We start from the raw sequence: 24,175 nt of genomic DNA on the forward strand, positions 1-24,175 counted from the left end.
GTGAATTGTTTGAGTGCCAGGCACTCGCCCTCCAGTGCCAGGCACCCACCCTTCGTCCTCTTCACCAAACAACTAAATAATAGGCAGCAAGGTAAAATGCCTGATGCTATTAGTTGACACTTTTGTATTCTCCAATGTTTTGCATTTTTAGGTTTTAAATCTTTGCTTTCTTCATTGTAGATATGAGAAAATCCAACTAGAAAGGGGCGAATTCAATGGATTCATTTACATTTTATAACCCAGTGAAATTACACTTTGGTGAAGATGCACTGGAAAAATTACCGAAAGAGTTAGAGCAATATGGTAGCAAAGTACTAGTAGTTTATGGTGGGGGAAGTATAAAGAGTAACGGCGTGTACAATGCTGTTATTGAAAAGCTACAACAAGCGGATAAAACGGTATTTGAATTGAGTGGCGTAGAGCCTAATCCTCGTGTAGAAACAGCGCGAATTGGCATTGATATTTGTAAAAAAGAAGGCATTGATCTTGTGCTTGCTGTTGGTGGTGGCTCGGTCATTGACTGTTCTAAATTAATTGTTGCCGGTGCTAAATATGATGGCGACGCATGGGATATTGTTAAACGAAAAGTATTAGTTCAAGATGCCTTACCACTTGGAACTGTTTTAACATTAGCTGCTACAGGCTCTGAAATGAATTCAGGCTCTGTTATTACAAATGCGGCAACTGAAGAAAAGTTAGGTTGGGGAAGTCCTGCTACGTTCCCTAAATTTTCTATTTTAAATCCAGCTTACACAGTGTCAGTACCGAAAAACCATACAGTTTACGGTATGGTCGATATGATGTCTCATGTTTTCGAGCAATATTTCCACAACACGACGAATACGCCGGTTACAGATGAAATGTGTGAAGGTGTTTTACGAACTGTTATGACGACAGCACCTAAATTACTAAAAGATTTAGAGGATATTTCATTGCGTGAAACAATATTGCTAGCAGGGACGATTGGTTTAAATGGTTTCCTATCAATCGGCTCTCGCGGAGATTGGGCATCACATAATATCGAACATGCTGTATCAGCAATTTACGATATTCCACATGCTGGTGGCTTAGCAATATTACAGCCTCATTGGATGCGACTAAATGTGCCAGTAAATCCAGAACGTTTTGCCGGTTTAGCAACTCGCGTTTTCGGTGTTGATGCGACAGGAAAAACAGCAGAAGAAATTGCCTATGAAGGAATTGATCGTTTATCAGCATTTTGGACTTCCTTGGATGCACCGAGCCGTCTAGCTGATTATGATATTGATGATTCGAAATTTGACCAAATCATTGAACATGCAATGCAAAATGGACCTTTTGGTAACTTTAATAAGCTACACGAAGATGATGTTCGTATAATTTTACAAAACGCGTTATAGGTATACGATAGAAAAGCCAATTGCCTGCGTAGGCAATTGGCTTTTCTTCTATTATTTATTGTTTGTTATAGGCGGTTGATGGTCGCTCGCCGACATGTACCCAGTTTGCTTTTCCGTCATCTTCATCAAATAATATGGCTACTTTGGAGACACCTTTTTGACTTAAAATAACTTCTGTTAAATGATCACGGACATCATCTAGAAATGCAAGTGATAAATTAGCATCAGCTTCAGCAACTAATTCAACGTGTAAAAATTCGCCTTCTTTTACAACCTCTAAGCGTACAATATCTTTAATGTTAGGATCATCCATCACAAGATGAGCAATATGATTGAGCATTTCTTCATCTGTTTCACCAATAACGCCACGTGCATTATCTAAGAATACCTTTCCAACTACATAAAACATCATACAGCCAATAATGATTGATACAAGTCCTTCGATTCTCGTCCAACCTGTAAAATGTGCAATTAAGATAGCGACAAAGGCTAAAACATTACCACCTGTTGCTACTAAATCTTCCATAAAGACTAATTTTGTCGCAGGTTTTGCACGATTCAAAAATCCGAATGCTTTTGGAATAGACATCATACCAGCAATTTCTTGCCCTGCTTCGTGAAGTACTTCCACTGCCGCTTTTGCCAGAACTGTTCCTTCTAATATAACCCCAACCAATAACACGCCAAGTGCTATTAACATTCCTTTTGATTCACCTGAAGGATGCATAAAATGATGCCAGCCTTCTTTTATTGTCTCGTAAGAAAGGATAGCTACAATAATAACGGCAAACAGGCAAACTAGATTAACAATTCGACCAAAGCCTCCGGGGAATTTTTTTGTAGGGGCTTTTTTGGATAGCGCTGAACCAACATATACAAATAGTTGGTTTGCAGCGTCTCCTAGTGAATGCATCATTTCGGCAAACATTGCGACATTACCTGTGAAGAAGAAGGCAATGCCTTTTATAATCCCTAAAAATGCATTTACAAATGCAGCCATTAATGAAGGCTTATTACCTTCCTTAAGTAGTTTCAATATTTCTGTCATTAGAGAATCCTCCAGCTAGTTTAAAATTTCCATTTCAATTTTTTCAATATAAGGTAAGGTACGTAATGAACGATAAAACGACAATAAGTTATCAGAGACAATTAAAGATAAACGGAAATCTAATTCGTGTAACACTTGATTATTGCCTAAAGGAATGTCTTTTATACGAATGTTTTCAATCACAATATTGTTGTCTTTTAAAAATAGAAGGAACGATTCTGTATTACCATCATCATCAATTTGAATTTTTAGCGATACTTCTCGCATGCGAATTCTCTTTGGTCCAATTTTCATAAGAAATGGAGACAATACTTCGATACCGAAAACAATAATAATAACAGCCATTGTAGCATCCATATAGAAGCCTGCACCTACAGCAATCCCGATACCAGCAGCTCCCCAAATCATAGCGGCAGTAGTTAAACCCGAAATGCTATCATTACCGCGTCTTAAAATAACTCCTGCTCCAAGAAATCCGATGCCGCTTACTACTTGGGCTGCCAGCCGTAGAGGATCCATAGTTATGTTAATTTCTGCTCTTGGAGGTGTTGAGTATGCGGTCTCAATCGAGATAATTGTAAGTAAGCAGCTGAATGTAGCGATAACTAAACTGGTCTTTAATCCAACAGGTTTCTTTTTTAATTCCCTTTCAATTCCGATTACTAAACTTAATGTGGCTGCAATCACTAATTTTATGCCAACTTCATATGTAATCATATTCTCCAATAATGTTTCCAAACGCACCCCTCCATTAATATTTCGTATTGCTAAGAGATATGCAAGCTGTCATTATTATATGTACATTACTTTTTTGTATTGTACATCATGGAAGTTATGATGTATAAGCTTTTTTTTCTGGAGGTCGATTTCAATGAATGAACCAAAGATTCATCCGTATATCCCAATTTTTATTGGCGTTATTTCAGTATCTTTATCAGCTATTTTTGTAAAATTAGCTAATGCGGAGTCGGGTGTTATTGCTTTTTATCGTATGTTGTTTTCTGTCATAATCATGGCACCGTTATTTTTCATGAAATATACAAAAGAATTAAAGCAGCTATCTAATAGGGATTGGCTTTTCTCTTCAATTGCGGGGGTATTTTTAGCATTTCACTTTATTTTGTGGTTTGAATCACTAAATTACACATCTGTTGCAAGTTCAACTGTCCTAGTGACTCTTCAACCACTTTTTGCGTTTGTTGGTACATACTTTTTCTTTAAAGAGGCTATTACTTTAAAAACCATTTTGGCAGGGGCAATTGCCATAGTTGGAAGTGTATTAATTAGCTGGGGAGATTTTAAGCTTAGTGGATCTGCTTTCTATGGAGATATGCTTGCACTAATTGCTTGTGCACTTATTACAACCTATCTTTTATTTGGCCAGGATGTAAGAAAACGACTGTCACTTGTGACATATACAATGATAGTTTACGTAGTGAGCACGATTACGTTGTTTTTCTATGTACTAATTAAAGGAGAATCATTCGGTCCTTATTCTTCAACGGATTGGATATGGTTTATTTTATTAGCCATTGTCCCAAATTTATTAGGCCATACTTTATTTAATTGGTCCATTAAATATGTTAGTACGAATGTTATATCAATTGCTATTCTATTCGAACCAATTGGAGCGGCTGTTTTAGCTCTTGTTATTTTTAAAGAGTATTTAATTGCAACACAAATCATCGGTGGATTAGTTGTAATAGTAGGGATTCTATTATTTGTAGTGGACGAAAAAAAGATTTTAAAGTTTTTTATGAAAAAAGCTTGATTTTTATATTGCAATATTATATATTATTACTTGTCCTTAACAAGAAGGACGGCTTGAAAATAACAATTAAAAAAAGTTGTTGACTTCTTGTTGAAAACAAGTTAGACTAATAAAGTCGCTGAAAACAAGCGATAACAAAATGAACCTTGAAAACTGAACAAGCAAAACGTAATCAATATAGTTTTTATTAGCTAACTTCGTTAGTGAACGAAACAAAATTTCGGACATCAAAATTGATGCCAGCAAAACAATTTGAGCTAATCAAATTTCTTTTATGGAGAGTTTGATCCTGGCTCAGGACGAACGCTGGCGGCGTGCCTAATACATGCAAGTCGAGCGAACAGATAAGGAGCTTGCTCCTTTGACGTTAGCGGCGGACGGGTGAGTAACACGTGGGCAACCTACCCTATAGTTTGGGATAACTCCGGGAAACCGGGGCTAATACCGAATAACTTGTTGTCTCTCATGAGACAATTCTAAAAGACGGTTTCGGCTGTCGCTATAGGATGGGCCCGCGGCGCATTAGCTAGTTGGTGAGGTAACGGCTCACCAAGGCGACGATGCGTAGCCGACCTGAGAGGGTGATCGGCCACACTGGGACTGAGACACGGCCCAGACTCCTACGGGAGGCAGCAGTAGGGAATCTTCCACAATGGGCGAAAGCCTGATGGAGCAACGCCGCGTGAGTGAAGAAGGATTTCGGTTCGTAAAACTCTGTTGTAAGGGAAGAACAAGTACAGTAGTAACTGGCTGTACCTTGACGGTACCTTATTAGAAAGCCACGGCTAACTACGTGCCAGCAGCCGCGGTAATACGTAGGTGGCAAGCGTTGTCCGGAATTATTGGGCGTAAAGCGCGCGCAGGTGGTTTCTTAAGTCTGATGTGAAAGCCCACGGCTCAACCGTGGAGGGTCATTGGAAACTGGGAGACTTGAGTGCAGAAGAGGATAGTGGAATTCCAAGTGTAGCGGTGAAATGCGTAGAGATTTGGAGGAACACCAGTGGCGAAGGCGACTATCTGGTCTGTAACTGACACTGAGGCGCGAAAGCGTGGGGAGCAAACAGGATTAGATACCCTGGTAGTCCACGCCGTAAACGATGAGTGCTAAGTGTTAGGGGGTTTCCGCCCCTTAGTGCTGCAGCTAACGCATTAAGCACTCCGCCTGGGGAGTACGGTCGCAAGACTGAAACTCAAAGGAATTGACGGGGGCCCGCACAAGCGGTGGAGCATGTGGTTTAATTCGAAGCAACGCGAAGAACCTTACCAGGTCTTGACATCCCATTGACCACTGTAGAGATACAGTTTTCCCTTCGGGGACAACGGTGACAGGTGGTGCATGGTTGTCGTCAGCTCGTGTCGTGAGATGTTGGGTTAAGTCCCGCAACGAGCGCAACCCTTGATCTTAGTTGCCATCATTTAGTTGGGCACTCTAAGGTGACTGCCGGTGACAAACCGGAGGAAGGTGGGGATGACGTCAAATCATCATGCCCCTTATGACCTGGGCTACACACGTGCTACAATGGACGATACAAACGGTTGCCAACTCGCGAGAGGGAGCTAATCCGATAAAGTCGTTCTCAGTTCGGATTGTAGGCTGCAACTCGCCTACATGAAGCCGGAATCGCTAGTAATCGCGGATCAGCATGCCGCGGTGAATACGTTCCCGGGCCTTGTACACACCGCCCGTCACACCACGAGAGTTTGTAACACCCGAAGTCGGTGAGGTAACCTTTTGGAGCCAGCCGCCGAAGGTGGGATAGATGATTGGGGTGAAGTCGTAACAAGGTAGCCGTATCGGAAGGTGCGGCTGGATCACCTCCTTTCTAAGGATATTTTCGGAATACAAACCTTGGGTTTGTAAGATTACGTTTTGCGTTCAGTTTTGAAGGTTCATCATTACGATGAAATACTTCAATATATACTTGCTCCTGTCGCTACGCTTTCGTCGCAAAGCTGCGAAGAAGTAGAAACAGGTAGTAGCTTTGTTCTTTGAAAACTGGATAAAACGACATTGAAATTGTAACAAACACATTTATTTTTAAATTAAGTTTTTTAGGCTTAATAACTAATAATAGGGTTTCAAGACACAAGCAGTTCTAGGAAGCAATTGAGTGAAAGAAGGAGCGTACTTACGTACGTGACTGACTGAACGAAAGAAGCTGACAACGAAATGCGCAGTGGATTGGAAGCCGTTGAAGGTTAAGTTATTAAGGGCGCACGGCGAATGCCTTGGCACTAGGAGCCGAAGAAGGACGGCACTAACACCGATATGCTTCGGGGAGCTGTAAGTGAGCTTTGATCCGGAGATTTCCGAATGGGGGAACCCACTACGTTTAATCGCGTAGTATCTTGACGTGAATACATAGCGTCTTGAAGGCAGACCCAGGGAACTGAAACATCTAAGTACCTGGAGGAAGAGAAAGAAAAATCGATTCCCTGAGTAGCGGCGAGCGAAACGGGAAGAGCCCAAACCAAGAGGCTTGCCTCTTGGGGTTGTAGGACACTCTATACGGAGTTACAAAGGAATGAGTTAGATGAAGCGACTTGGAAAGGTCCGCCAGAGCAGGTAAAAGCCCTGTAGTCGAAAGTTCATTCCCTCCAGAGTGGATCCTGAGTACGGCGGAACACGTGAAATTCCGTCGGAATCCGGGAGGACCATCTCCCAAGGCTAAATACTACCTAGTGACCGATAGTGAACCAGTACCGTGAGGGAAAGGTGAAAAGCACCCCGGAAGGGGAGTGAAAGAGATCCTGAAACCGTGTGCCTACAAGTAGTTAGAGCCCGTTAATGGGTGATAGCGTGCCTTTTGTAGAATGAACCGGCGAGTTACGATTACGTGCGAGGTTAAGCTTTATAAGGCGGAGCCGCAGCGAAAGCGAGTCTGAATAGGGCGAATTAGTACGTGGTCGTAGACCCGAAACCAGGTGATCTACCCATGTCCAGGGTGAAGGTGAGGTAACACTTACTGGAGGCCCGAACCCACGCACGTTGAAAAGTGCGGGGATGAGGTGTGGGTAGCGGAGAAATTCCAATCGAACTTGGAGATAGCTGGTTCTCTCCGAAATAGCTTTAGGGCTAGCCTCGTGATGAGAATACTGGAGGTAGAGCACTGTTTGGACTAGGGGGCCATCCCGGTTTACCGAATTCAGACAAACTCCGAATGCCAGATATTTATACACGGGAGTCAGACTGCGAGTGATAAGATCCGTAGTCAAAAGGGAAACAGCCCAGACCACCAGCTAAGGTCCCAAAGTAATCGTTAAGTGGAAAAGGATGTGGCGTTGCACAGACAACCAGGATGTTGGCTTAGAAGCAGCCATCATTTAAAGAGTGCGTAATAGCTCACTGGTCGAGTGACGCTGCGCCGAAAATGTATCGGGGCTAAACGATTCACCGAAGCTGTGGATTGACATCTACGATGTCAGTGGTAGGAGAGCGTTCTAAGTGCGTTGAAGTCAGACCGGAAGGACTGGTGGAGCGCTTAGAAGTGAGAATGCCGGTATGAGTAGCGAAAGACGGGTGAGAATCCCGTCCACCGTATGACTAAGGTTTCCTGAGGAAGGCTCGTCCGCTCAGGGTTAGTCGGGACCTAAGCCGAGGCCGATAGGCGTAGGCGATGGACAACAGGTTGATATTCCTGTACCACCTCCTCACCGTTTGAGAAATGGGGGGACGCAGTAGGATAGGGTAAGCGCGCCGTTGGTTGTGCGCGTCCAAGCAGTAAGGCGTGTGTGTAGGCAAATCCGCACACTGTAACGTTGAGCTGTGATGGCGAGTCCGTATGGACGAAGTTCCTGATTTCACACTGCCAAGAAAAGCCTCTATCGAGGTGAGAGGTGCCCGTACCGCAAACCGACACAGGTAGTCGAGGAGAGAATCCTAAGGTGTGCGAGAGAACTCTCGTTAAGGAACTCGGCAAAATGACCCCGTAACTTCGGGAGAAGGGGTGCTCTTGAGCGTGCAAGCGCACGAGAGCCGCAGTGAATAGGCCCAGGCGACTGTTTAGCAAAAACACAGGTCTCTGCAAAACCGTAAGGTGACGTATAGGGGCTGACGCCTGCCCGGTGCTGGAAGGTTAAGAGGAGTGGTTAGCGCAAGCGAAGCTGCGAATTGAAGCCCCAGTAAACGGCGGCCGTAACTATAACGGTCCTAAGGTAGCGAAATTCCTTGTCGGGTAAGTTCCGACCCGCACGAAAGGCGTAACGATCTGGGCACTGTCTCAACGAGAGACTCGGTGAAATTATAGTACCTGTGAAGATGCAGGTTACCCGCGACAGGACGGAAAGACCCCGTGGAGCTTTACTGTAGCCTGATATTGAATTTTGGTACAACTTGTACAGGATAGGTAGGAGCCAGAGATCTCGGAGCGCCAGCTTCGAAGGAGGCGTCGGTGGGATACTACCCTGGTTGTATTGAAATTCTAACCCATGCCCCTTAGCGGGGCAGGAGACAGTGTCAGGCGGACAGTTTGACTGGGGCGGTCGCCTCCTAAAAGGTAACGGAGGCGCCCAAAGGTTCCCTCAGAATGGTTGGAAATCATTCGTAGAGTGTAAAGGCACAAGGGAGCTTGACTGCGAGACCTACAAGTCGAGCAGGGTCGAAAGACGGGCTTAGTGATCCGGTGGTTCCGCATGGAAGGGCCATCGCTCAACGGATAAAAGCTACCCCGGGGATAACAGGCTTATCTCCCCCAAGAGTCCACATCGACGGGGAGGTTTGGCACCTCGATGTCGGCTCATCGCATCCTGGGGCTGTAGTCGGTCCCAAGGGTTGGGCTGTTCGCCCATTAAAGCGGTACGCGAGCTGGGTTCAGAACGTCGTGAGACAGTTCGGTCCCTATCCGTCGTGGGCGTAGGAAATTTGAGAGGAGCTGTCCTTAGTACGAGAGGACCGGGATGGACACACCGCTGGTGTACCAGTTGTCTTGCCAAAGGCATCGCTGGGTAGCTATGTGTGGACGGGATAAGTGCTGAAAGCATCTAAGCATGAAGCCCCCCTCAAGATGAGATTTCCCATTACGCAAGTAAGTAAGATCCCTCAAAGACGATGAGGTAGATAGGTTCGAGGTGGAAGTGTGGTGACACATGGAGCTGACGAATACTAATCGATCGAGGACTTAACCAAAAAAGTTTGAAACATTCAATGAAACGTTTATCCAGTTTTGAAAGAACAAATCTTTCATAAAAGGAAGCTTCAATTTACGTTGTATATTGCAAGCTGTACATAAGTCTAGTGATGATGGCAAAGAGGTCACACCCGTTCCCATACCGAACACGGAAGTTAAGCTCTTTAGCGCCGATGGTAGTTGGGGGCTTCCCCCTGTGAGAGTAGGACGTCGCTAGGCATAATACCCAGGAGGATTAGCTCAGCTGGGAGAGCATCTGCCTTACAAGCAGAGGGTCGGCGGTTCGAGCCCGTCATCCTCCACCATATGCCGGTTTAGCTCAGCAGGTAGAGCAACTGACTTGTAATCAGTAGGTCGTGGGTTCGATTCCTATAGCCGGCACCATTTTTTTGAGCCATTAGCTCAGTTGGTAGAGCATCTGACTTTTAATCAGAGGGTCGAAGGTTCGAGTCCTTCATGGCTCACCATTTAAATTGCCAACAATAATATGCGGGTGTGGCGGAATTGGCAGACGCACTAGACTTAGGATCTAGCGCCGCGAGGCGTGGGGGTTCGACTCCCTTCACCCGCACCATTTATTTTAATTTCATAATTGCCAGGATAAATAATCTTATGCACATGCGGAAGTAGTTCAGTGGTAGAACACCACCTTGCCAAGGTGGGGGTCGCGAGTTCGAACCTCGTCTTCCGCTCCAAATGTGCCGGGGTGGCGGAACTGGCAGACGCACAGGACTTAAAATCCTGCGGTAGGTGACTACCGTGCCGGTTCGATTCCGGCCCTCGGCACCATTTTTAAAATATTAAGCGCCCGTAGCTCAATTGGATAGAGCGTCTGACTACGGATCAGAAGGTTGTGGGTTCGACTCCTGCCGGGCGCGCCAATAAATGAACGGGAAGTAGCTCAGCTTGGTAGAGCACTTGGTTTGGGACCAAGGGGTCGCAGGTTCGAATCCTGTCTTCCCGACCATTTCCTAGTAACATGAATTTATGGGGCCTTAGCTCAGCTGGGAGAGCGCCTGCCTTGCACGCAGGAGGTCAGCGGTTCGATCCCGCTAGGCTCCACCATAATTTATAACCAGTATAAAGATCCTGGCGGTGTAGCTCAGCTGGCTAGAGCATTCGGTTCATACCCGAAAGGTCGTGGGTTCGACTCCCTCCGCCGCCATCTTAAAGGACCTTTAGCTCAGTTGGTTAGAGCAGACGGCTCATAACCGTCCGGTCGCAGGTTCGAGTCCTGCAAGGTCCACCATTTATATAATGTTACGGAGGTATACCCAAGTTCGGCTGAAGGGATCGGTCTTGAAAACCGACAGGCGGGTAACACCGCGCGGGGGTTCGAATCCCTCTACCTCCTCCAGTTTTTATTTTGTAAATGGTGTGCTAACAACTCGATATAAATGAATATTATTTTCGCGGGGTGGAGCAGTGGTAGCTCGTCGGGCTCATAACCCGAAGGTCGTTGGTTCAAATCCGGCCCCCGCAACCAAATGGTCCCGTGGTGTAGCGGTTAACATGCCTGCCTGTCACGCAGGAGATCGCCGGTTCGATCCCGGTCGGGACCGCCATTTTTAAATAAGTTGATAGCTTAGTAAGAAGTATATGGGTCAGTAGCTCAGTTGGTAGAGCATTAGATTGAAGCTCTAAGTGTCGGCGGTTCGATTCCGTCCTGACCCACCATATACGCGGGTGTAGTTTAATGGTAAAACCTCAGCCTTCCAAGCTGATGTCGTGAGTTCGATTCTCATCACCCGCTCCAAATGGGCCTATAGCTCAGCTGGTTAGAGCGCACGCCTGATAAGCGTGAGGTCGATGGTTCGAGTCCATTTAGGCCCACCATTATTCCGAAGTAGCTCAGTTGGTAGTAGCACCTGACTGTTAATCAGGTTGTCGCAGGTTCGAGTCCTGCCTTCGGAGCCATTTTTTTATTTGTGGGGAAGTACTCAAGAGGCTGAAGAGGCGCCCCTGCTAAGGGTGTAGGTCGGGTAACCGGCGCGAGGGTTCAAATCCCTCCTTCTCCGCCATTGGCCCCTTGGTCAAGCGGTTAAGACACCGCCCTTTCACGGCGGTAACACGGGTTCGAATCCCGTAGGGGTCATACTAAAGCACAGTCGATGTAATTGTTTACATCGACTGTGCTTTTTTTAACAGAAGAAATACGAAAAATCGTCTACCACTAAATAGGTAGACGATTTTTTTGCTTACGCACGTGACAGCATTCTTTCAAGAGAGCTACGAGCTTCTTTTGCCGTTGACGTATCCACTTGAATACGGTTATGTGGCTGGCCCTGATCAATGCTTTCAAGTGACCATAGTAAATGTGGAAGGTCAATGCGATTCATTGTAAGACAAGGACAAAAGTTTTCGTTTAAAGAAATAATATGTTTATCAGGATGTTGTTGAATAATGCGGTTTACTAGATTCATTTCTGTTCCAATTGCCCACGCTGATCCGCTTGAAGCATTATTAATAGTATCAAGGATATATTTTGTAGAGCCTGCATCATCTGCAGCTGCGACAACTTCACGGCTACATTCAGGATGAACGATAATACGCATATTTGGATGTGATTGACGAACCATTGCTATATGTTGCACTGTAAAGCCTTCATGGACTGAACAGTGTCCTTTCCACAATATTACTTGAATATTTTCTGGCGATTGATCTGTTTCAAGCGCATTCGTATGTGGATTCCATACGGCCATATTTTCGAGAGGCACACCTAAATCGAACGCTGTATTTCTTCCTAAATGCTGATCTGGTAAAAATAAAATACGTTGTTTTTGTGAAAATGCCCATTTTACCATTTCTTTTGCATTGGAGGAGGTTACACAGGCGCCACCGTGACGTCCAGTAAATGCTTTAATTGCAGCAGTAGAATTAACATATGTTAATGGCAAAATTGTATTGCCGAAAAGTTGCTGTAAAATAGGCCATGCTTGTTCTGTTTGATAAATATCTGCCATGTCTGCCATCGAACACCCTGCACGCATATCAGGTAAGTAGACATGTTGCTTCTCAGTAGTTAGCATATCGGCTGTTTCTGCCATAAAATGCACTCCACAAAAAACAATATGCTCAGCTTCTTTATTAGTAGCTGATATTTGAGCAAGCTGTAAGGAATCTCCCGTAGCATCAGCAAATTGTATTACTTCATCTTTTTGATAGTGATGTCCAGGTATAAAGAGTTTCTTACCTAATTTCTTTTTAATAACTCGAATACGAGATTCCATTTCTTCTGTTGACAATGTTCGATAATGCTCAGGAAGAAGTGAAGTTTGTTGTAGTAAACTAGTGATGGACAAGTGTATGCTCTCCTTTCATTTGTACAAGTGCGCTAATATCAAAAGCTTTTACAGAGTGAGTTAATGCACCTAAAGAAATCCATTGAATACCCGACTTTGCATAAGCATTGAGGTTTTCTAATGTAATGCCACCAGAAGCTTCAGTAGCGATATGTGCTGGAACAATTTGAAGCCAAGCACGTATTTCGTCTGGTGTACGATTATCGAACATAATAATGTCCGCCCCAGCTAATATAGCTTCTTCTAATTGTGCTTTCGTTTCAATCTCCACTTCGATTTTTACTGTGTGCCCAATTTTTTTGCGAGCAGTTTGTACGGCTTCAGTAATACTTCCTGCAAAAGCTATATGATTATCCTTGAGCATAATAGCATCGTATAAGCCACTTCTGTGATTATAGGCACCACCTACTCGTACAGCATATTTATCGAGCATACGTAATCCAGGAATTGTTTTGCGTGTATCGCAAATTTTCGCAGAGGTTCCTACTGTTTCACGAACTGCTAAATTGGCTGCAGTGGCGATAGCAGACATGCGTTGAATAAGATTTAAAATTACTCGCTCACCTAATAATAATTTTTGTAGAGGTCCTTTAATAACAGCAAGAACATCTCCGAAATTCACGGTATCACCATCATTTTTATGCATAGTTATATGCATGGAGGGATCGAGTAAACGAAATCCATGTTCGATAATAGGTGTTCCACAAAAAATGCCGCTGTCTTTCGCATAAAACGAAAAAGAACCTATTTGCTCAAATGAAAAGATCAGCTCGCTTGATAAATCCCCATCTCCTATATCTTCATTAAAAAATTGCTTGAGCATTTCCTCGAGTTTGATGATATTCATACAATGAATTCCTCACTTTCATTTGTCCTTGTTGGAAAATAATCCAGCGTTGTGCCCACTTTGCTTCACTGTTAGGCTTATCATTCCGAATGTGGGCACCACGAGTTTCTGTTCGTGTGATGGCAGCATGTACCATCAATGATGCAACAATATGCATCATGTAAAGTTCTAGTTGCTGTTGATTTAGGCCCATTACATTAACTTGACGTAGAATTTGTAATGAAGGTAGTTGTTCTATCAAAAGCTGCATATCCAAAGGGTTTCGGACGATGCCCAATGTGTGCATCATTATTTGTTGTAAGTTTTTCTTTGTTAATAAAGCAGGCATCGATTGATGGCAATGAGCAACAGCAAGCGTGAAATTAGTTTGCTTACAACCAGTTTTTATAATAAATTGAGCCATTTTTTGACCGAATGTTATGCCTTCAAGTAATGAATTGCTAGCTAAACGGTTTGCACCATGAACCCCTGTACAAGCAACCTCACCAACTGCATAAAGATTAGAAATCGAGGTTCTTCCCGTATCATCAGCAATCACACCACCCATTAAAAAATGGCTGCCTGGAGCTACAGGAATTAGACCGTTTTGTAAATCAATACCGTTATCCATGCAAAGTTTTGTAATAGTAGGGAATTTATTATCAAATCCCTGAATGCTTGAAATATCAATAAACGTTTCTTGCCCGAATGTACGTTTAATATATAACGTGTGTGCAGTAACATGACGTGGTGCTAAATCGAGCAATGGATGCACACCTGCCATAATCGGTTGACGCTCTGCATTAACAAAAATTCCTCCAGCCCCCCGAACAGCTTCAGAAACCAATCCTTTAGCTTCACCATTACACCATAATAGACTTGGATGAAATTGCATAAATTCCATATCACTGATGGCAGCACCCGCACGATACGCTAATGCAATACCGTCTCCAGTATTCGTTGAATAGTTAGAAGTACTTGAGTAGAGAGCACCCGCACCACCTGAAGCAAGGATGACGTGATGAGCAAAATAACGTTTTATTCCTTTATCGCTTTTTGTCAGCACGCCAATACAAGCACCATCCGTATTCATTAACAACTCGAATGCCATCTCGTTGCTATTAACGTGAACATTTGGAGATAGATGCTGAAGCAAGTAATCAATCAGTATTTGACCAGTCCTATCACCACCAGCATGTAAAATGCGATGATGGCTATGTGCTCCTTCTAAGCCAAGGGCAGGTTCGCCATTATCTAGTCGATCAATTGGTAATCCATCTAATAGCAGTTGTTGGATAATCGTCATTCCATCCTGTATAAGTACATCAACAAATTTGTTTTCATGATGGTATTCACCAGCAGACAGTGTATCAGTGATATGAAACTTTATATGATCTTCTGGACTAGTAACAGCAGCTATTCCTCCTTGTGCACGATAAGAGCTACTTGTTTTAACAGAGGATTTTGTAACAATCTGTACTTGAAAATATTGTCCGAGTAGTCGTGCTGCTTGAAGAGACGCAATGCCGCTACCAATAATGAGTATGTCTGTCTTTACATCCATAGCTATACCTTCTTTACAGTTGTCTTGACACATATCTTTACATAAAATAAAAAGGAAAACAAGACTTGATGACTAGAAAGGGAGAATAAGATGATTTATATGGATTATGCAGCAACATCTCCAATGGCGAGTAATGCGCTTCAGGCTTATTGTGACGTTGCAAAACGGTATTATGGAAATAGTGCGAGCTTACACGATTTAGGAGGACAAGCAAATTATTTTGTTGAGCAGGCAAGGGCTATAGTAGCAGGGACTCTCGGTGTAGAAAGTGATGGGATTATTTTTACTGGGAGCGGAACAGAGGGAAATTTAATATCAATTTTGTCACTTGCTTTAGCTTCAAAAAAAGGAAAGCATATTATTTCATCACAAGCCGAACATACATCCGTTCATGCAGCATTAAATACACTTGAAAAAATGGGGTTTACCATCACGAAATTACCTTTACAGCTTAATGGATGTATTGATGTAGAACAAGTTCGTGAGGCGATAAGGGAAGATACAGCATTAATAACGATTCAACATGTAAATTCCGAAATAGGTTCCATCCAACCTGTAGAGGAAATTGCAATAATAGCAAATAACGAAAATATATTTTTCCATGTAGATTGTGTTCAATCCTATTGTAAACTAGCAACAAATTCATTTAGTGCATACGTAGATGCGATGACGATTTCAGCCCATAAAATAGGAGGACCTAAAGGGTGTGGGGCTATATTTATAAATCCAAAAATTCGAGTTCCAGCATTAACGCCTGGTGTAACGCATGAACGAGGTTTACGTGGTGGAACACTAGATACACCTGCCATTGTTGCGTTTGCGGCAGCCATTGAAAATTATCAATATGAGCGTCAACATTATGATTTGCTACGTCAATATTTACGAAAAAATTTACCTTCAGCTTGTCAATTGATTGACAGTGTAGAGCAACTGCCTAATATATGCGGTTTGATAATGGAAAAAGTGGAAGGGCAATATGTATTGTTAAAATTAAACGAGGCAGGTATTTGTATTTCAACTGGTAGTGCCTGTGATATACACAGTGAATCTGGTACGAAGGCAATTTTATCAATGGGCTATACGATGGAGGAGGCACGTCAATTTTTTAGAATATCCTTTGGACCAACAACAACATTCGAAGAAATTGATCAATTACTTTCTGCACTGACGAATGTTTTTGCGAAATACTAAACGAAAATAATGGTAGGGAAATATTTAAATAAAAAGCTTTAGATTTTCACTTAGAGTCGCCACTTTCAGCGAAAATCAAAGCTTTTCTTAAAGTAAGTTAAACGGAACGAAAGATAGGAGATTGAATTCAGGATATGTTAATAAATTTCAGTATTTGATGTGAACTTTACTTAATGCCTACAGAAAGCTAACACCTGCATTTTTAATTGTTACGAAGTAGTTTTAACTACGAGATTATTGGGGAAACTGCAATCAGGCAAATTCGTGATGTGCTCTTGAATTGTTTACCGCTAGATTATCAAAAGGACAGTAGTTGTGTTTGGTAGTTTATATATATTCTTTATTCTATTTGCTAAAACTAAACTTTTTAATTTTTATGTAATAAAATGTTTTCTTTTGAAAAAACAATTGCTATAATGATTAGCAGAGCGATTATTTCTCTCACATAACAAAAATATCTTCAAAAAGTAGTAATTTCTTTTTTTTATAAAAAAGGGTTGCATTATGTTGATAAACGTTATACAATAATTCTTGTCTTGAAGGACAGGTAAACAACTTCAAAACGAAATACATAAGGATTTCAAGATACGTTATAAATTGGAAACCGAAAATAGTCTAGTGATGATGGCAAAGAGGTCACACCCGTTCCCATACCGAACACGGAAGTTAAGCTCTTTAGCGCCGATGGTAGTTGGGGGCTTCCCCCTGTGAGAGTAGGACGTCGCTAGGCATAATACCCAGGAGGATTAGCTCAGCTGGGAGAGCATCTGCCTTACAAGCAGAGGGTCGGCGGTTCGAGCCCGTCATCCTCCACCATATGCCGGTTTAGCTCAGCAGGTAGAGCAACTGACTTGTAATCAGTAGGTCGTGGGTTCGATTCCTATAGCCGGCACCATTTTTTTGAGCCATTAGCTCAGTTGGTAGAGCATCTGACTTTTAATCAGAGGGTCGAAGGTTCGAGTCCTTCATGGCTCACCATTTAAATTGCCAACAATAATATGCGGGTGTGGCGGAATTGGCAGACGCACTAGACTTAGGATCTAGCGCCGCGAGGCGTGGGGGTTCGACTCCCTTCACCCGCACCATTTATTTTAATTTCATAATTGCCAGGATAAATAATCTTATGCACATGCGGAAGTAGTTCAGTGGTAGAACACCACCTTGCCAAGGTGGGGGTCGCGAGTTCGAACCTCGTCTTCCGCTCCAAATGTGCCGGGGTGGCGGAACTGGCAGACGCACAGGACTTAAAATCCTGCGGTAGGTGACTACCGTGCCGGTTCGATTCCGGCCCTCGGCACCATTTTTAAAATATTAAGCGCCCGTAGCTCAATTGGATAGAGCGTCTGACTACGGATCAGAAGGTTGTGGGTTCGACTCCTGCCGGGCGCGCCAATAAATGAACGGGAAGTAGCTCAGCTTGGTAGAGCACTTGGTTTGGGACCAAGGGGTCGCAGGTTCGAATCCTGTCTTCCCGACCATTTCCTAGTAACATGAATTTATGGGGCCTTAGCTCAGCTGGGAGAGCGCCTGCCTTGCACGCAGGAGGTCAGCGGTTCGATCCCGCTAGGCTCCACCATAATTTATAACCAGTATAAAGATCCTGGCGGTGTAGCTCAGCTGGCTAGAGCATTCGGTTCATACCCGAAAGGTCGTGGGTTCGACTCCCTCCGCCGCCATCTTAAAGGACCTTTAGCTCAGTTGGTTAGAGCAGACGGCTCATAACCGTCCGGTCGCAGGTTCGAGTCCTGCAAGGTCCACCATTTATATAATGTTACGGAGGTATACCCAAGTTCGGCTGAAGGGATCGGTCTTGAAAACCGACAGGCGGGTAACACCGCGCGGGGGTTCGAATCCCTCTACCTCCTCCAGTTTTTATTTTGTAAATGGTGTGCTAACAACTCGATATAAATGAATATTATTTTCGCGGGGTGGAGCAGTGGTAGCTCGTCGGGCTCATAACCCGAAGGTCGTTGGTTCAAATCCGGCCCCCGCAACCAAATGGTCCCGTGGTGTAGCGGTTAACATGCCTGCCTGTCACGCAGGAGATCGCCGGTTCGATCCCGGTCGGGACCGCCATTTTTAAATAAGTTGATAGCTTAGTAAGAAGTATATGGGTCAGTAGCTCAGTTGGTAGAGCATTAGATTGAAGCTCTAAGTGTCGGCGGTTCGATTCCGTCCTGACCCACCATATACGCGGGTGTAGTTTAATGGTAAAACCTCAGCCTTCCAAGCTGATGTCGTGAGTTCGATTCTCATCACCCGCTCCAAATGGGCCTATAGCTCAGCTGGTTAGAGCGCACGCCTGATAAGCGTGAGGTCGATGGTTCGAGTCCATTTAGGCCCACCATTATTCCGAAGTAGCTCAGTTGGTAGTAGCACCTGACTGTTAATCAGGTTGTCGCAGGTTCGAGTCCTGCCTTCGGAGCCATTTTTTTATTTGTGGGGAAGTACTCAAGAGGCTGAAGAGGCGCCCCTGCTAAGGGTGTAGGTCGGGTAACCGGCGCGAGGGTTCAAATCCCTCCTTCTCCGCCATTGGCCCCTTGGTCAAGCGGTTAAGACACCGCCCTTTCACGGCGGTAACACGGGTTCGAATCCCGTAGGGGTCATACTAAAACGCAGTAAATGTGAACATCACATTTGCTGCGTTTTTTTTTGCTAGAGTGAAAGTTTGAGAGCTAAATATAAGTGAGATTTCAGTACTTACGATTTATACATAATATCATCTACTGTTGCGCATACTATTATTCTTTTTAATTGAATTTTCAGGTAATATAGTAATGAACGATAAATAGAGGGGGATTAGGATGAGCCATAAATTGAGATGGGTGTACAATCGGCAATATCAGTTACAGGAAAACATAGAACGAGTAGAACCTGTACTACAAAATTTCACAGTGAGACAGGTTAATCGTGTGGAACAGTTTCATCGTACATATGATGGTTTCGAAAAGACACCTTTACGTAGTTTAGATTTTTTAGCATCCCATATAGGGGTCAATAAAATATTTATGAAAGATGAGTCATTTCGATTTGGCTTAAATGCATTTAAAGTTTTAGGTGGTATTTATGCAATTGGACAGTATGTTGCGAAATTGCTAGGTCAACATATTGATGAACTGTCATTCGAACAATTAAAGTCGCCTGAAGTAAAAGAACAACTAGGCGATTTAACATTTATTTCAACGACAGATGGCAATCATGGACGGGGGGTTGCATGGGCTGCAAGAGAACTAGGATGTAAAGCACGGATTTATATGCCAGCTGGCAGTGCAGAAGAGCGTTTGCAAAATATTAAAAACGAAGGGGCCTATGCGGAAATCACGACGATGAATTATGATGATACCGTACGCTATACGTCACAGCTGGCAGAGGAAAATGGCTGGGTAATCATACAGGATACGATGTGGGAAGGCTATGAAGAAATCCCTTTATGGATTATGCAAGGCTATACAACTTTAGCGAAGGAAGCCGTCGATCAATTAGAAGAAGCACCAACCCATGTATTTTTACAGGCAGGGGTAGGTTCCTTTGCGGGAGCAGTCGTTGCTTTTCTACAACATTTTTATGGTCAGCAAGTAACAGTTGTTTTAGTAGAGCCTGATGCAGCAAATTGCTTCTACGAAAGTTTTAAACAGGGAACGGAGCATTTTGTTACTGTCGGTGGAGAAATGCAAACGATTATGGCTGGCTTAGCATGTGGGGAGCCAAATCCCATAGCTTGGGATATTTTAAAAGCGTATACGAAAGTTAGTATTTGCTGTGATGAAAATGTAGCTGCAACGGGCATGCGTGTACTAGCTAACCCACTTGCTTCGGATCAACGCATTATTGCAGGCGAATCAGGTGCTGCACCATTCGGATGTTTTTATGAATTAATGACCAATGAGGATTATGCAGAATTAAAGGCGGCATTACAGCTAAATGCACAATCAAATATACTATTTGTTAATACAGAGGGAGACACGGACGTGGAAAACTACCGTAATATTGTGTGGCATGGTAAGTATGCAAAATAGTAATGAGTGAACATCTCTAGGATATTTCTGTACCAAATAGTATAAGCGACTTTTAAGAGCTATGTCTGTTAGTAAAGTAGACACTGCTCTTTTTATTTTTCCTTTAGGAGAGAATAATGTAAATAGCCCTTGACCTTAACGCTGCGTAAAGGTTTACAGTATGAATATGGAGGTGAGAGCAATGGAATATACAATTCAACAACTTGCCAAATTGTCTGGGGTCAGTACGAGAACGTTACGCTACTATGATGAAATCGATTTGCTAAAACCAGCAAGAACAAACGAGGCGGGTTATCGCTTTTATGGTCAACATGAAGTCGATATACTTCAGCAAATTTTATTTTATAGAGCACTAGATATGAAACTAGTGACGATTCACAACATTATTCACGCACCTGATTTTCAACATACTGCTGCATTAAAAACACATCGAGATGCTTTACTACAACGAAAAAAGCAGCTAGATCAATTATTAAAAACTGTAGAACAAACAATTCAATCGATTGAGGAGGAACGTCCAATGACGAACGAAGAGAAATTTAATGGCTTTAAAGAGCAGCTAATTGAGGAAAATGAAAAGCAATATGGTAAAGAAATACGTGCAAACTATGGTCAAGAAACTGTTGATGCATCGAATGCAAAGTTTAGAAATTTAACTGAGGAGCAGTATAATGCAATGCAACAATTAGAACAGCAATTATTTGAACGATTAAAAGAGGCGATGGCAATAGGAGATGCGAAAAATGATGTTTCAATGGAAGTTGCAGAGCTTCATAAACGCTGGTTGAGCTTTTCGTGGCCGCAATATACAAAGGAAGCACATGCTGGTTTAGCACAAATGTATGTAGCAGATGACCGCTTTACAGCTTATTACGATAATCATGTATCTGTTGGTGCCACTCAATTTCTGCATGATGTAATTAGAGAATATACACAAAACTAAAGGAATCCTTCTCATACTGATGTTTTAGAAATAAGTATTTAGGAAAAAATGAATGTATGAGGAGGAGATTTTCATGGAACAACAAATGATAGAAAAGTTTAAAAAACAATTAGAGCAGGAATTACAGGAAATAGAGCAGCAGCTAGAGGAATCAGAGCGACCACAGGCAACAGAGCTCTCCAATTATGATAATCATCCAGCTGATAATGCGAGTGATTTAACTGATCAGCTTACAGAAATGGCTATTGATGAGCATCGTAGTGACCATGCGGAGGAGATCAAAAATGCCCTGCAAGCTATTGAAGATGGAACATATGGTAAGTGTGCAGAATGTGGTGAAGAAATTCCGCTAGGTCGCTTAGAAGCGATGCCACATGCATTGACATGTGTAGAGCATGCGGAGCAACGAGAAGATCAAATACGACCAGTAGAAGAAGAGGTACTATCAGCATTACCAAAATCAGATGATTTCGAAGAGCTTGAGGAATTTGGCTCGTCAGATACGCCATCAGATAAAATGTAAAAAATACGAGGATTTCTTCCTAATTATTCCCTTGACCAGTATAATAACTGTATGGGGTGATAACATGGAAATAATTGATTTACATTGTGATGTATTATTAAAGTTAACGACGCTAGAAGCGCCAAAATTTGCGGATGATGTGCGATTACACGCAAGTAAAGAAAGATTACAATTAGGGCAAGTAAAGGCGCAGGTATTCGCTATTTTTATCGACCCTAAGACACCACAAAATATGCAATTTTTAGAGGTAATGCGTCAAATTGAAGCATTCCATACACAAGTGTTACAAACTGAAGGCATGGTGCATATTACGGAATGGTCACAACTAAATACTTTAGCGCCTCATGAAATTGGTGCTATTTTAAGTTTAGAAGGCTGTAGTGCAATTGGTGAGGATATTACAAAGCTGTCGGCAATTTTGGATGCTGGTGTAATGTTGGTAGGTCTCACATGGAATGAAGAGAATGGTGTAGCCTATGGCGCTGAGCAGGATGCTAGTCTTGGGTTAAAACCTTTCGGCAGAGAGGTTATCAATATGCTAAATGAGCGGGATATAATTATCGATGTATCCCATTTAAACGAGCAAGGATTCTGGGATTTGCTGCCATTGGCAAAGCATCTTGTTGCAAGCCATAGCAATGCACGTGCGATTTGCGACCACCCACGTAATTTAACAGATCAACAGGCAAAGGCACTTGTAGAGCATGGAGGTCATATTCATTTAGTCTACTTCCCGCATTTTATTGGGGACAATGCAACAATGGATGATTTAATTGCGCATGTGAAGCATCTGGCAAGTATCGTTGGGGTTGAGCATCTCGGAGTAGGTTCTGATTTTGACGGAATAGATGTTACCGTTAAAGGGCTCGCTCACGCAGGTGAGGCTCAAAATTTATTAGAGCGTTTACGAGAGCATTTTACAGATGAAGAAGTTCTTGGGATCGCGCACAATAACTTTAGACAATATATAAAAAAAGCAGCAACCAAATAAGGTTGTTGCTTTAGAGTTTTGACAAAAGGAACAAGAATTTCGCTCTTGATGCCTTTTGTCATTTTTATTATTTGGAAATGGCATTTTGCTAACAAAGTGAATATACTCTTCAAGCGTAGCATCTTCTACATTTTCCATGTTCCGCATAATCACTTTATTTAGTTGATTGGAGCGGAGGGCGGCGACTCCTGCGGGAACGCACAGAACGTAAGACGCAACAAACCGCGCGTAGCGAGGGTTGCGGCTTACGTGTGTGCCCGCGGAAAGCGTCCGCACGCAGCGGAAATCAACTGCAGTCGTCACTATTTGTGCATATTAATAAAAGAAATAATTCACTAACAATCCGATTCCTAATAGGAAACCGAAGAATGTATTTGTTTGCGCTGTATATTTCATCGCTGGCATTACTTCCTTGGCTTCTTTTTTATCGCGGAAAATTTGGATAGCACGTAGCGGCTTCGGTATACTTAGGAAAATAATAAGCGCCCAAAAAGTAATACCATCAATTGCTACTAATGCAATGACCCATAGGTACGAAACGATGAAAAAGCCAGATAATACAGAAATAGCACGGTCACGGCCTACTAAGATGGCAAGCGTTTTACGTCCACCTTCTGTATCCCCAACGATATCACGAATATTATTAGATAGCATAATGCCACCAACTAAAATCATACTCGGAATAGAAAGTAAAACCGCATCTAATGTTACAGTAAGTGTTTGAATATAAAAGGCGATTAAGACAATACCCATACCCATGACTGCCCCTGAAACAAGCTCTCCAAATGGTGAATATGCGATAGGATATGGTCCTCCTGTATATAGAAAACCAATCAGCATACAAACTAGTCCAACTGCAACAAGCCACCAAGAAGTTGAGGCACAAATATAAATGCCAAGAAGCATGGCTAGTGCATAAAAGCTTAAAGCAATCATCATAATTGTTTTCGGCTGCACACCGTGACGGACAATCGTGCCGCCAATGCCGACAGAATGTTCATTATCTAATCCTAGCTTGTAATCATAATATTCGTTGAACATATTAGTTGCTGCTTGAATTAGCATACTAGCAATCAGCATAGCAAAAAATAGTCCAAAATTAATTGTTTCTTTTTCAATTGCAAGAGCAATCGCTGTTCCTAAAAATACTGGAACGAATGAAGCGGTTAAAGTATGTGGGCGCGTTAAATGCCACCAAACTTTAAAACCCCTATCAGCTTCAATGACTTTGGTCATAAGGTCTTTCTCTCCTTCAACTATTGTAGACTCTTCTTATTTTATACGAAGAAAGAGAAAATGGATAGGTTCACAGCTTATTACATACAGTTATGTTTAAAAAAATGATACAATAGTACATGCATTTGAGAGATGGGAATATAAATTAAGCTAATCGTAGCAGTAGAAAGACTAAAGCCGTCAAACAAATAGGATGGCTATTTTAGCGCAATAAGTAATGCTAAAGACGGATGTCACAGATGTTTTTGTGTGTGAAATC

Annotated in this window: 13 protein-coding genes, 40 tRNA genes and 4 rRNA genes; 51 read left to right on the forward strand and 6 right to left on the reverse strand. The window is 42.8% G+C overall.

From position 1 onward, the window contains the following. Positions 1-215: 215 nt before the first annotated feature. Positions 216-1,379, forward strand: a complete 1,164-nt coding sequence (locus NSQ74_RS09155) for an iron-containing alcohol dehydrogenase (protein WP_340822879.1) — start codon at positions 216-218, stop codon at positions 1,377-1,379. A 55-nt stretch (positions 1,380-1,434) separates the two neighbouring features. Here NSQ74_RS09155 and NSQ74_RS09160 read toward each other — a convergent pair whose 3' ends face one another. Both NSQ74_RS09160 and NSQ74_RS09165 read right to left on the reverse strand, forming a co-directional pair. Next, the gene (locus NSQ74_RS09160; RefSeq protein ID WP_340822881.1) at positions 1,435-2,427 is read right to left on the reverse strand and encodes a cation diffusion facilitator family transporter; all 993 of its coding nucleotides are present in this window, start codon (positions 2,425-2,427) and stop codon (positions 1,435-1,437) included. 15 nt (positions 2,428-2,442) lie between these two features. Then, the gene (locus NSQ74_RS09165; RefSeq protein ID WP_340822882.1) at positions 2,443-3,165 is read right to left on the reverse strand and encodes an MgtC/SapB family protein; all 723 of its coding nucleotides are present in this window, start codon (positions 3,163-3,165) and stop codon (positions 2,443-2,445) included. 133 nt (positions 3,166-3,298) lie between these two features. Between NSQ74_RS09165 and NSQ74_RS09170 the strand changes: the two genes are divergently transcribed. The 24 genes from NSQ74_RS09170 (at position 3,299) to NSQ74_RS09285 (ending at position 11,419) form a co-directional block, all read left to right on the forward strand. Further along, positions 3,299-4,198, forward strand: a complete 900-nt coding sequence (locus NSQ74_RS09170) for a DMT family transporter (RefSeq protein WP_340822884.1) — start codon at positions 3,299-3,301, stop codon at positions 4,196-4,198. A 271-nt stretch (positions 4,199-4,469) separates the two neighbouring features. Further along, a 16S ribosomal RNA gene (locus tag NSQ74_RS09175) occupies positions 4,470-6,021 on the forward strand. 374 nt (positions 6,022-6,395) lie between these two features. Then, positions 6,396-9,323, forward strand: a 23S ribosomal RNA gene (locus NSQ74_RS09180). A 104-nt stretch (positions 9,324-9,427) separates the two neighbouring features. Beyond that, positions 9,428-9,543 (forward strand): 5S ribosomal RNA (gene rrf, locus NSQ74_RS09185). The 16S, 23S and 5S rRNA genes sit together here with 20 tRNA genes alongside, the layout of an rRNA operon. Before the next feature lie 10 nt (positions 9,544-9,553). Beyond that, positions 9,554-9,629 (forward strand) — tRNA-Val (locus tag NSQ74_RS09190). A 3-nt stretch (positions 9,630-9,632) separates the two neighbouring features. Beyond that, positions 9,633-9,708, forward strand: a tRNA-Thr gene (locus NSQ74_RS09195). 7 nt (positions 9,709-9,715) lie between these two features. Next, positions 9,716-9,791: transfer RNA gene (locus tag NSQ74_RS09200), tRNA-Lys, on the forward strand. A gap of 22 nt (positions 9,792-9,813) precedes the next feature. Beyond that, positions 9,814-9,898, forward strand: a tRNA-Leu gene (locus NSQ74_RS09205). Between the two features lie 46 nt (positions 9,899-9,944). Beyond that, positions 9,945-10,019: transfer RNA gene (locus tag NSQ74_RS09210), tRNA-Gly, on the forward strand. 5 nt (positions 10,020-10,024) lie between these two features. Continuing rightward, a tRNA-Leu gene (locus tag NSQ74_RS09215) sits at positions 10,025-10,113 on the forward strand. A gap of 15 nt (positions 10,114-10,128) precedes the next feature. Further along, positions 10,129-10,205, forward strand: a tRNA-Arg gene (locus NSQ74_RS09220). Positions 10,206-10,214: 9 nt separating this feature from the next. Next, positions 10,215-10,291: transfer RNA gene (locus NSQ74_RS09225), tRNA-Pro, on the forward strand. Between the two features lie 22 nt (positions 10,292-10,313). Next, a tRNA-Ala gene (locus NSQ74_RS09230) sits at positions 10,314-10,389 on the forward strand. 26 nt (positions 10,390-10,415) lie between these two features. Continuing rightward, positions 10,416-10,489, forward strand: a tRNA-Met gene (locus NSQ74_RS09235). A 7-nt stretch (positions 10,490-10,496) separates the two neighbouring features. Next, positions 10,497-10,573 (forward strand) — tRNA-Ile (locus NSQ74_RS09240). 15 nt (positions 10,574-10,588) lie between these two features. After that, positions 10,589-10,681 (forward strand) — tRNA-Ser (locus NSQ74_RS09245). A gap of 54 nt (positions 10,682-10,735) precedes the next feature. Further along, positions 10,736-10,810, forward strand: a tRNA-Met gene (locus NSQ74_RS09250). A 3-nt stretch (positions 10,811-10,813) separates the two neighbouring features. Next, a tRNA-Asp gene (locus NSQ74_RS09255) sits at positions 10,814-10,889 on the forward strand. 36 nt (positions 10,890-10,925) lie between these two features. Continuing rightward, positions 10,926-11,001, forward strand: a tRNA-Phe gene (locus NSQ74_RS09260). 5 nt (positions 11,002-11,006) lie between these two features. Then, positions 11,007-11,080, forward strand: a tRNA-Gly gene (locus NSQ74_RS09265). Between the two features lie 3 nt (positions 11,081-11,083). Further along, a tRNA-Ile gene (locus tag NSQ74_RS09270) sits at positions 11,084-11,160 on the forward strand. A 4-nt stretch (positions 11,161-11,164) separates the two neighbouring features. Further along, positions 11,165-11,241, forward strand: a tRNA-Asn gene (locus NSQ74_RS09275). Between the two features lie 13 nt (positions 11,242-11,254). Then, positions 11,255-11,345, forward strand: a tRNA-Ser gene (locus NSQ74_RS09280). A 2-nt stretch (positions 11,346-11,347) separates the two neighbouring features. Continuing rightward, positions 11,348-11,419, forward strand: a tRNA-Glu gene (locus NSQ74_RS09285). A gap of 103 nt (positions 11,420-11,522) precedes the next feature. Here the strand turns inward: NSQ74_RS09285 and nadA are convergent. Genes nadA through nadB form a run of 3 tightly spaced genes read right to left on the reverse strand, consistent with a single transcriptional unit; the run spans position 11,523 to position 15,016 of the window. Then, positions 11,523-12,626, reverse strand: coding sequence for a quinolinate synthase NadA (gene nadA / locus NSQ74_RS09290; protein WP_340822885.1), 1,104 nt, complete (start codon positions 12,624-12,626; stop codon positions 11,523-11,525). Further along, positions 12,613-13,473, reverse strand: a complete 861-nt coding sequence (nadC, locus tag NSQ74_RS09295; RefSeq protein WP_340822886.1) for a carboxylating nicotinate-nucleotide diphosphorylase — start codon at positions 13,471-13,473, stop codon at positions 12,613-12,615. The genes nadA and nadC overlap by 14 nt, the downstream gene beginning before the upstream one ends. Next, positions 13,430-15,016 carry an L-aspartate oxidase gene (gene nadB / locus NSQ74_RS09300; RefSeq protein WP_340822887.1) on the reverse strand — a complete coding sequence of 529 codons (1,587 nt, stop codon included), beginning with the start codon at positions 15,014-15,016 and terminating at the stop codon, positions 13,430-13,432. Before nadB ends, nadC begins: the two co-directional genes overlap by 44 nt. A 99-nt stretch (positions 15,017-15,115) precedes the next feature. On the opposite strand from nadB, the gene NSQ74_RS09305 reads away from it, so the two are divergent. From NSQ74_RS09305 to NSQ74_RS09430, 26 genes are all read left to right on the forward strand, one after another. Beyond that, positions 15,116-16,207, forward strand: coding sequence for a cysteine desulfurase family protein (locus NSQ74_RS09305; RefSeq protein WP_340826437.1), 1,092 nt, complete (start codon positions 15,116-15,118; stop codon positions 16,205-16,207). A gap of 614 nt (positions 16,208-16,821) precedes the next feature. Next, positions 16,822-16,937 (forward strand): 5S ribosomal RNA (gene rrf / locus NSQ74_RS09310). 10 nt (positions 16,938-16,947) lie between these two features. Further along, positions 16,948-17,023: transfer RNA gene (locus NSQ74_RS09315), tRNA-Val, on the forward strand. 3 nt (positions 17,024-17,026) lie between these two features. After that, positions 17,027-17,102, forward strand: a tRNA-Thr gene (locus NSQ74_RS09320). Between the two features lie 7 nt (positions 17,103-17,109). Beyond that, positions 17,110-17,185: transfer RNA gene (locus NSQ74_RS09325), tRNA-Lys, on the forward strand. A gap of 22 nt (positions 17,186-17,207) precedes the next feature. Further along, positions 17,208-17,292, forward strand: a tRNA-Leu gene (locus NSQ74_RS09330). Positions 17,293-17,338: 46 nt separating this feature from the next. Further along, positions 17,339-17,413 (forward strand) — tRNA-Gly (locus tag NSQ74_RS09335). A gap of 5 nt (positions 17,414-17,418) precedes the next feature. Beyond that, positions 17,419-17,507 (forward strand) — tRNA-Leu (locus tag NSQ74_RS09340). 15 nt (positions 17,508-17,522) lie between these two features. Continuing rightward, positions 17,523-17,599 (forward strand) — tRNA-Arg (locus tag NSQ74_RS09345). 9 nt (positions 17,600-17,608) lie between these two features. Beyond that, a tRNA-Pro gene (locus NSQ74_RS09350) sits at positions 17,609-17,685 on the forward strand. A gap of 22 nt (positions 17,686-17,707) precedes the next feature. Further along, positions 17,708-17,783: transfer RNA gene (locus tag NSQ74_RS09355), tRNA-Ala, on the forward strand. A 26-nt stretch (positions 17,784-17,809) separates the two neighbouring features. Then, a tRNA-Met gene (locus NSQ74_RS09360) sits at positions 17,810-17,883 on the forward strand. 7 nt (positions 17,884-17,890) lie between these two features. Continuing rightward, positions 17,891-17,967, forward strand: a tRNA-Ile gene (locus NSQ74_RS09365). A 15-nt stretch (positions 17,968-17,982) separates the two neighbouring features. Continuing rightward, positions 17,983-18,075 (forward strand) — tRNA-Ser (locus NSQ74_RS09370). Between the two features lie 54 nt (positions 18,076-18,129). Next, positions 18,130-18,204: transfer RNA gene (locus NSQ74_RS09375), tRNA-Met, on the forward strand. 3 nt (positions 18,205-18,207) lie between these two features. Then, a tRNA-Asp gene (locus tag NSQ74_RS09380) sits at positions 18,208-18,283 on the forward strand. A 36-nt stretch (positions 18,284-18,319) separates the two neighbouring features. After that, a tRNA-Phe gene (locus NSQ74_RS09385) sits at positions 18,320-18,395 on the forward strand. A 5-nt stretch (positions 18,396-18,400) separates the two neighbouring features. After that, positions 18,401-18,474 (forward strand) — tRNA-Gly (locus tag NSQ74_RS09390). 3 nt (positions 18,475-18,477) lie between these two features. After that, a tRNA-Ile gene (locus NSQ74_RS09395) sits at positions 18,478-18,554 on the forward strand. A gap of 4 nt (positions 18,555-18,558) precedes the next feature. Next, positions 18,559-18,635 (forward strand) — tRNA-Asn (locus NSQ74_RS09400). Positions 18,636-18,648: 13 nt separating this feature from the next. Continuing rightward, positions 18,649-18,739: transfer RNA gene (locus NSQ74_RS09405), tRNA-Ser, on the forward strand. A 2-nt stretch (positions 18,740-18,741) separates the two neighbouring features. After that, positions 18,742-18,813: transfer RNA gene (locus tag NSQ74_RS09410), tRNA-Glu, on the forward strand. Between the two features lie 198 nt (positions 18,814-19,011). Continuing rightward, positions 19,012-20,223 carry a diaminopropionate ammonia-lyase gene (gene dpaL, locus NSQ74_RS09415; protein WP_340822888.1) on the forward strand — a complete coding sequence of 404 codons (1,212 nt, stop codon included), beginning with the start codon at positions 19,012-19,014 and terminating at the stop codon, positions 20,221-20,223. Positions 20,224-20,404: 181 nt separating this feature from the next. Next, on the forward strand, positions 20,405-21,166 hold the full coding sequence (locus NSQ74_RS09420) for a MerR family transcriptional regulator (RefSeq protein WP_340822889.1): 762 nt from the start codon (positions 20,405-20,407) through the stop codon (positions 21,164-21,166). 73 nt (positions 21,167-21,239) lie between these two features. Then, a complete protein-coding gene (locus NSQ74_RS09425) occupies positions 21,240-21,689 on the forward strand; it encodes a TraR/DksA C4-type zinc finger protein (protein ID WP_340822891.1) in 450 nt (149 codons plus the stop codon). A gap of 64 nt (positions 21,690-21,753) precedes the next feature. After that, positions 21,754-22,680, forward strand: a complete 927-nt coding sequence (locus tag NSQ74_RS09430; protein WP_340822893.1) for a dipeptidase — start codon at positions 21,754-21,756, stop codon at positions 22,678-22,680. Positions 22,681-22,995: 315 nt separating this feature from the next. Here NSQ74_RS09430 and NSQ74_RS09435 read toward each other — a convergent pair whose 3' ends face one another. Next, entirely contained in the window at positions 22,996-23,916 is a 921-nt protein-coding gene (locus NSQ74_RS09435) for a 1,4-dihydroxy-2-naphthoate polyprenyltransferase (RefSeq protein ID WP_340822895.1), read from the reverse strand. Between the last annotated feature and the right edge of the window lie 259 nt (positions 23,917-24,175).

Source organism: Lysinibacillus sp. FSL W8-0992 (assembly GCF_038008685.1).
Classification (GTDB): Bacteria; Bacillota; Bacilli; order Bacillales_A; family Planococcaceae; genus Lysinibacillus.

Bases quoted from the DNA above. Each gene is read 5' to 3' on its own strand.
- NSQ74_RS09435 (WP_340822895.1), bottom strand. From the start codon at position 23,916: ATGACCAAAGTCATTGAAGCTGATAGGGGTTTTAAAGTTTGGTGGCAT.
- nadC (WP_340822886.1), bottom strand. From the start codon at position 13,473: ATGAATATCATCAAACTCGAGGAAATGCTCAAGCAATTTTTTAATGAA.
- NSQ74_RS09425 (WP_340822891.1), top strand. From the start codon at position 21,240: ATGGAACAACAAATGATAGAAAAGTTTAAAAAACAATTAGAGCAGGAA.
- nadB (WP_340822887.1), bottom strand. From the start codon at position 15,016: ATGGATGTAAAGACAGACATACTCATTATTGGTAGCGGCATTGCGTCT.
- NSQ74_RS09420 (WP_340822889.1), top strand. From the start codon at position 20,405: ATGGAATATACAATTCAACAACTTGCCAAATTGTCTGGGGTCAGTACG.
- dpaL (WP_340822888.1), top strand. From the start codon at position 19,012: ATGAGCCATAAATTGAGATGGGTGTACAATCGGCAATATCAGTTACAG.
- NSQ74_RS09155 (WP_340822879.1), top strand. From the start codon at position 216: ATGGATTCATTTACATTTTATAACCCAGTGAAATTACACTTTGGTGAA.
- NSQ74_RS09160 (WP_340822881.1), bottom strand. From the start codon at position 2,427: ATGACAGAAATATTGAAACTACTTAAGGAAGGTAATAAGCCTTCATTA.
- NSQ74_RS09305 (WP_340826437.1), top strand. From the start codon at position 15,116: ATGGATTATGCAGCAACATCTCCAATGGCGAGTAATGCGCTTCAGGCT.
- NSQ74_RS09430 (WP_340822893.1), top strand. From the start codon at position 21,754: ATGGAAATAATTGATTTACATTGTGATGTATTATTAAAGTTAACGACG.
- NSQ74_RS09170 (WP_340822884.1), top strand. From the start codon at position 3,299: ATGAATGAACCAAAGATTCATCCGTATATCCCAATTTTTATTGGCGTT.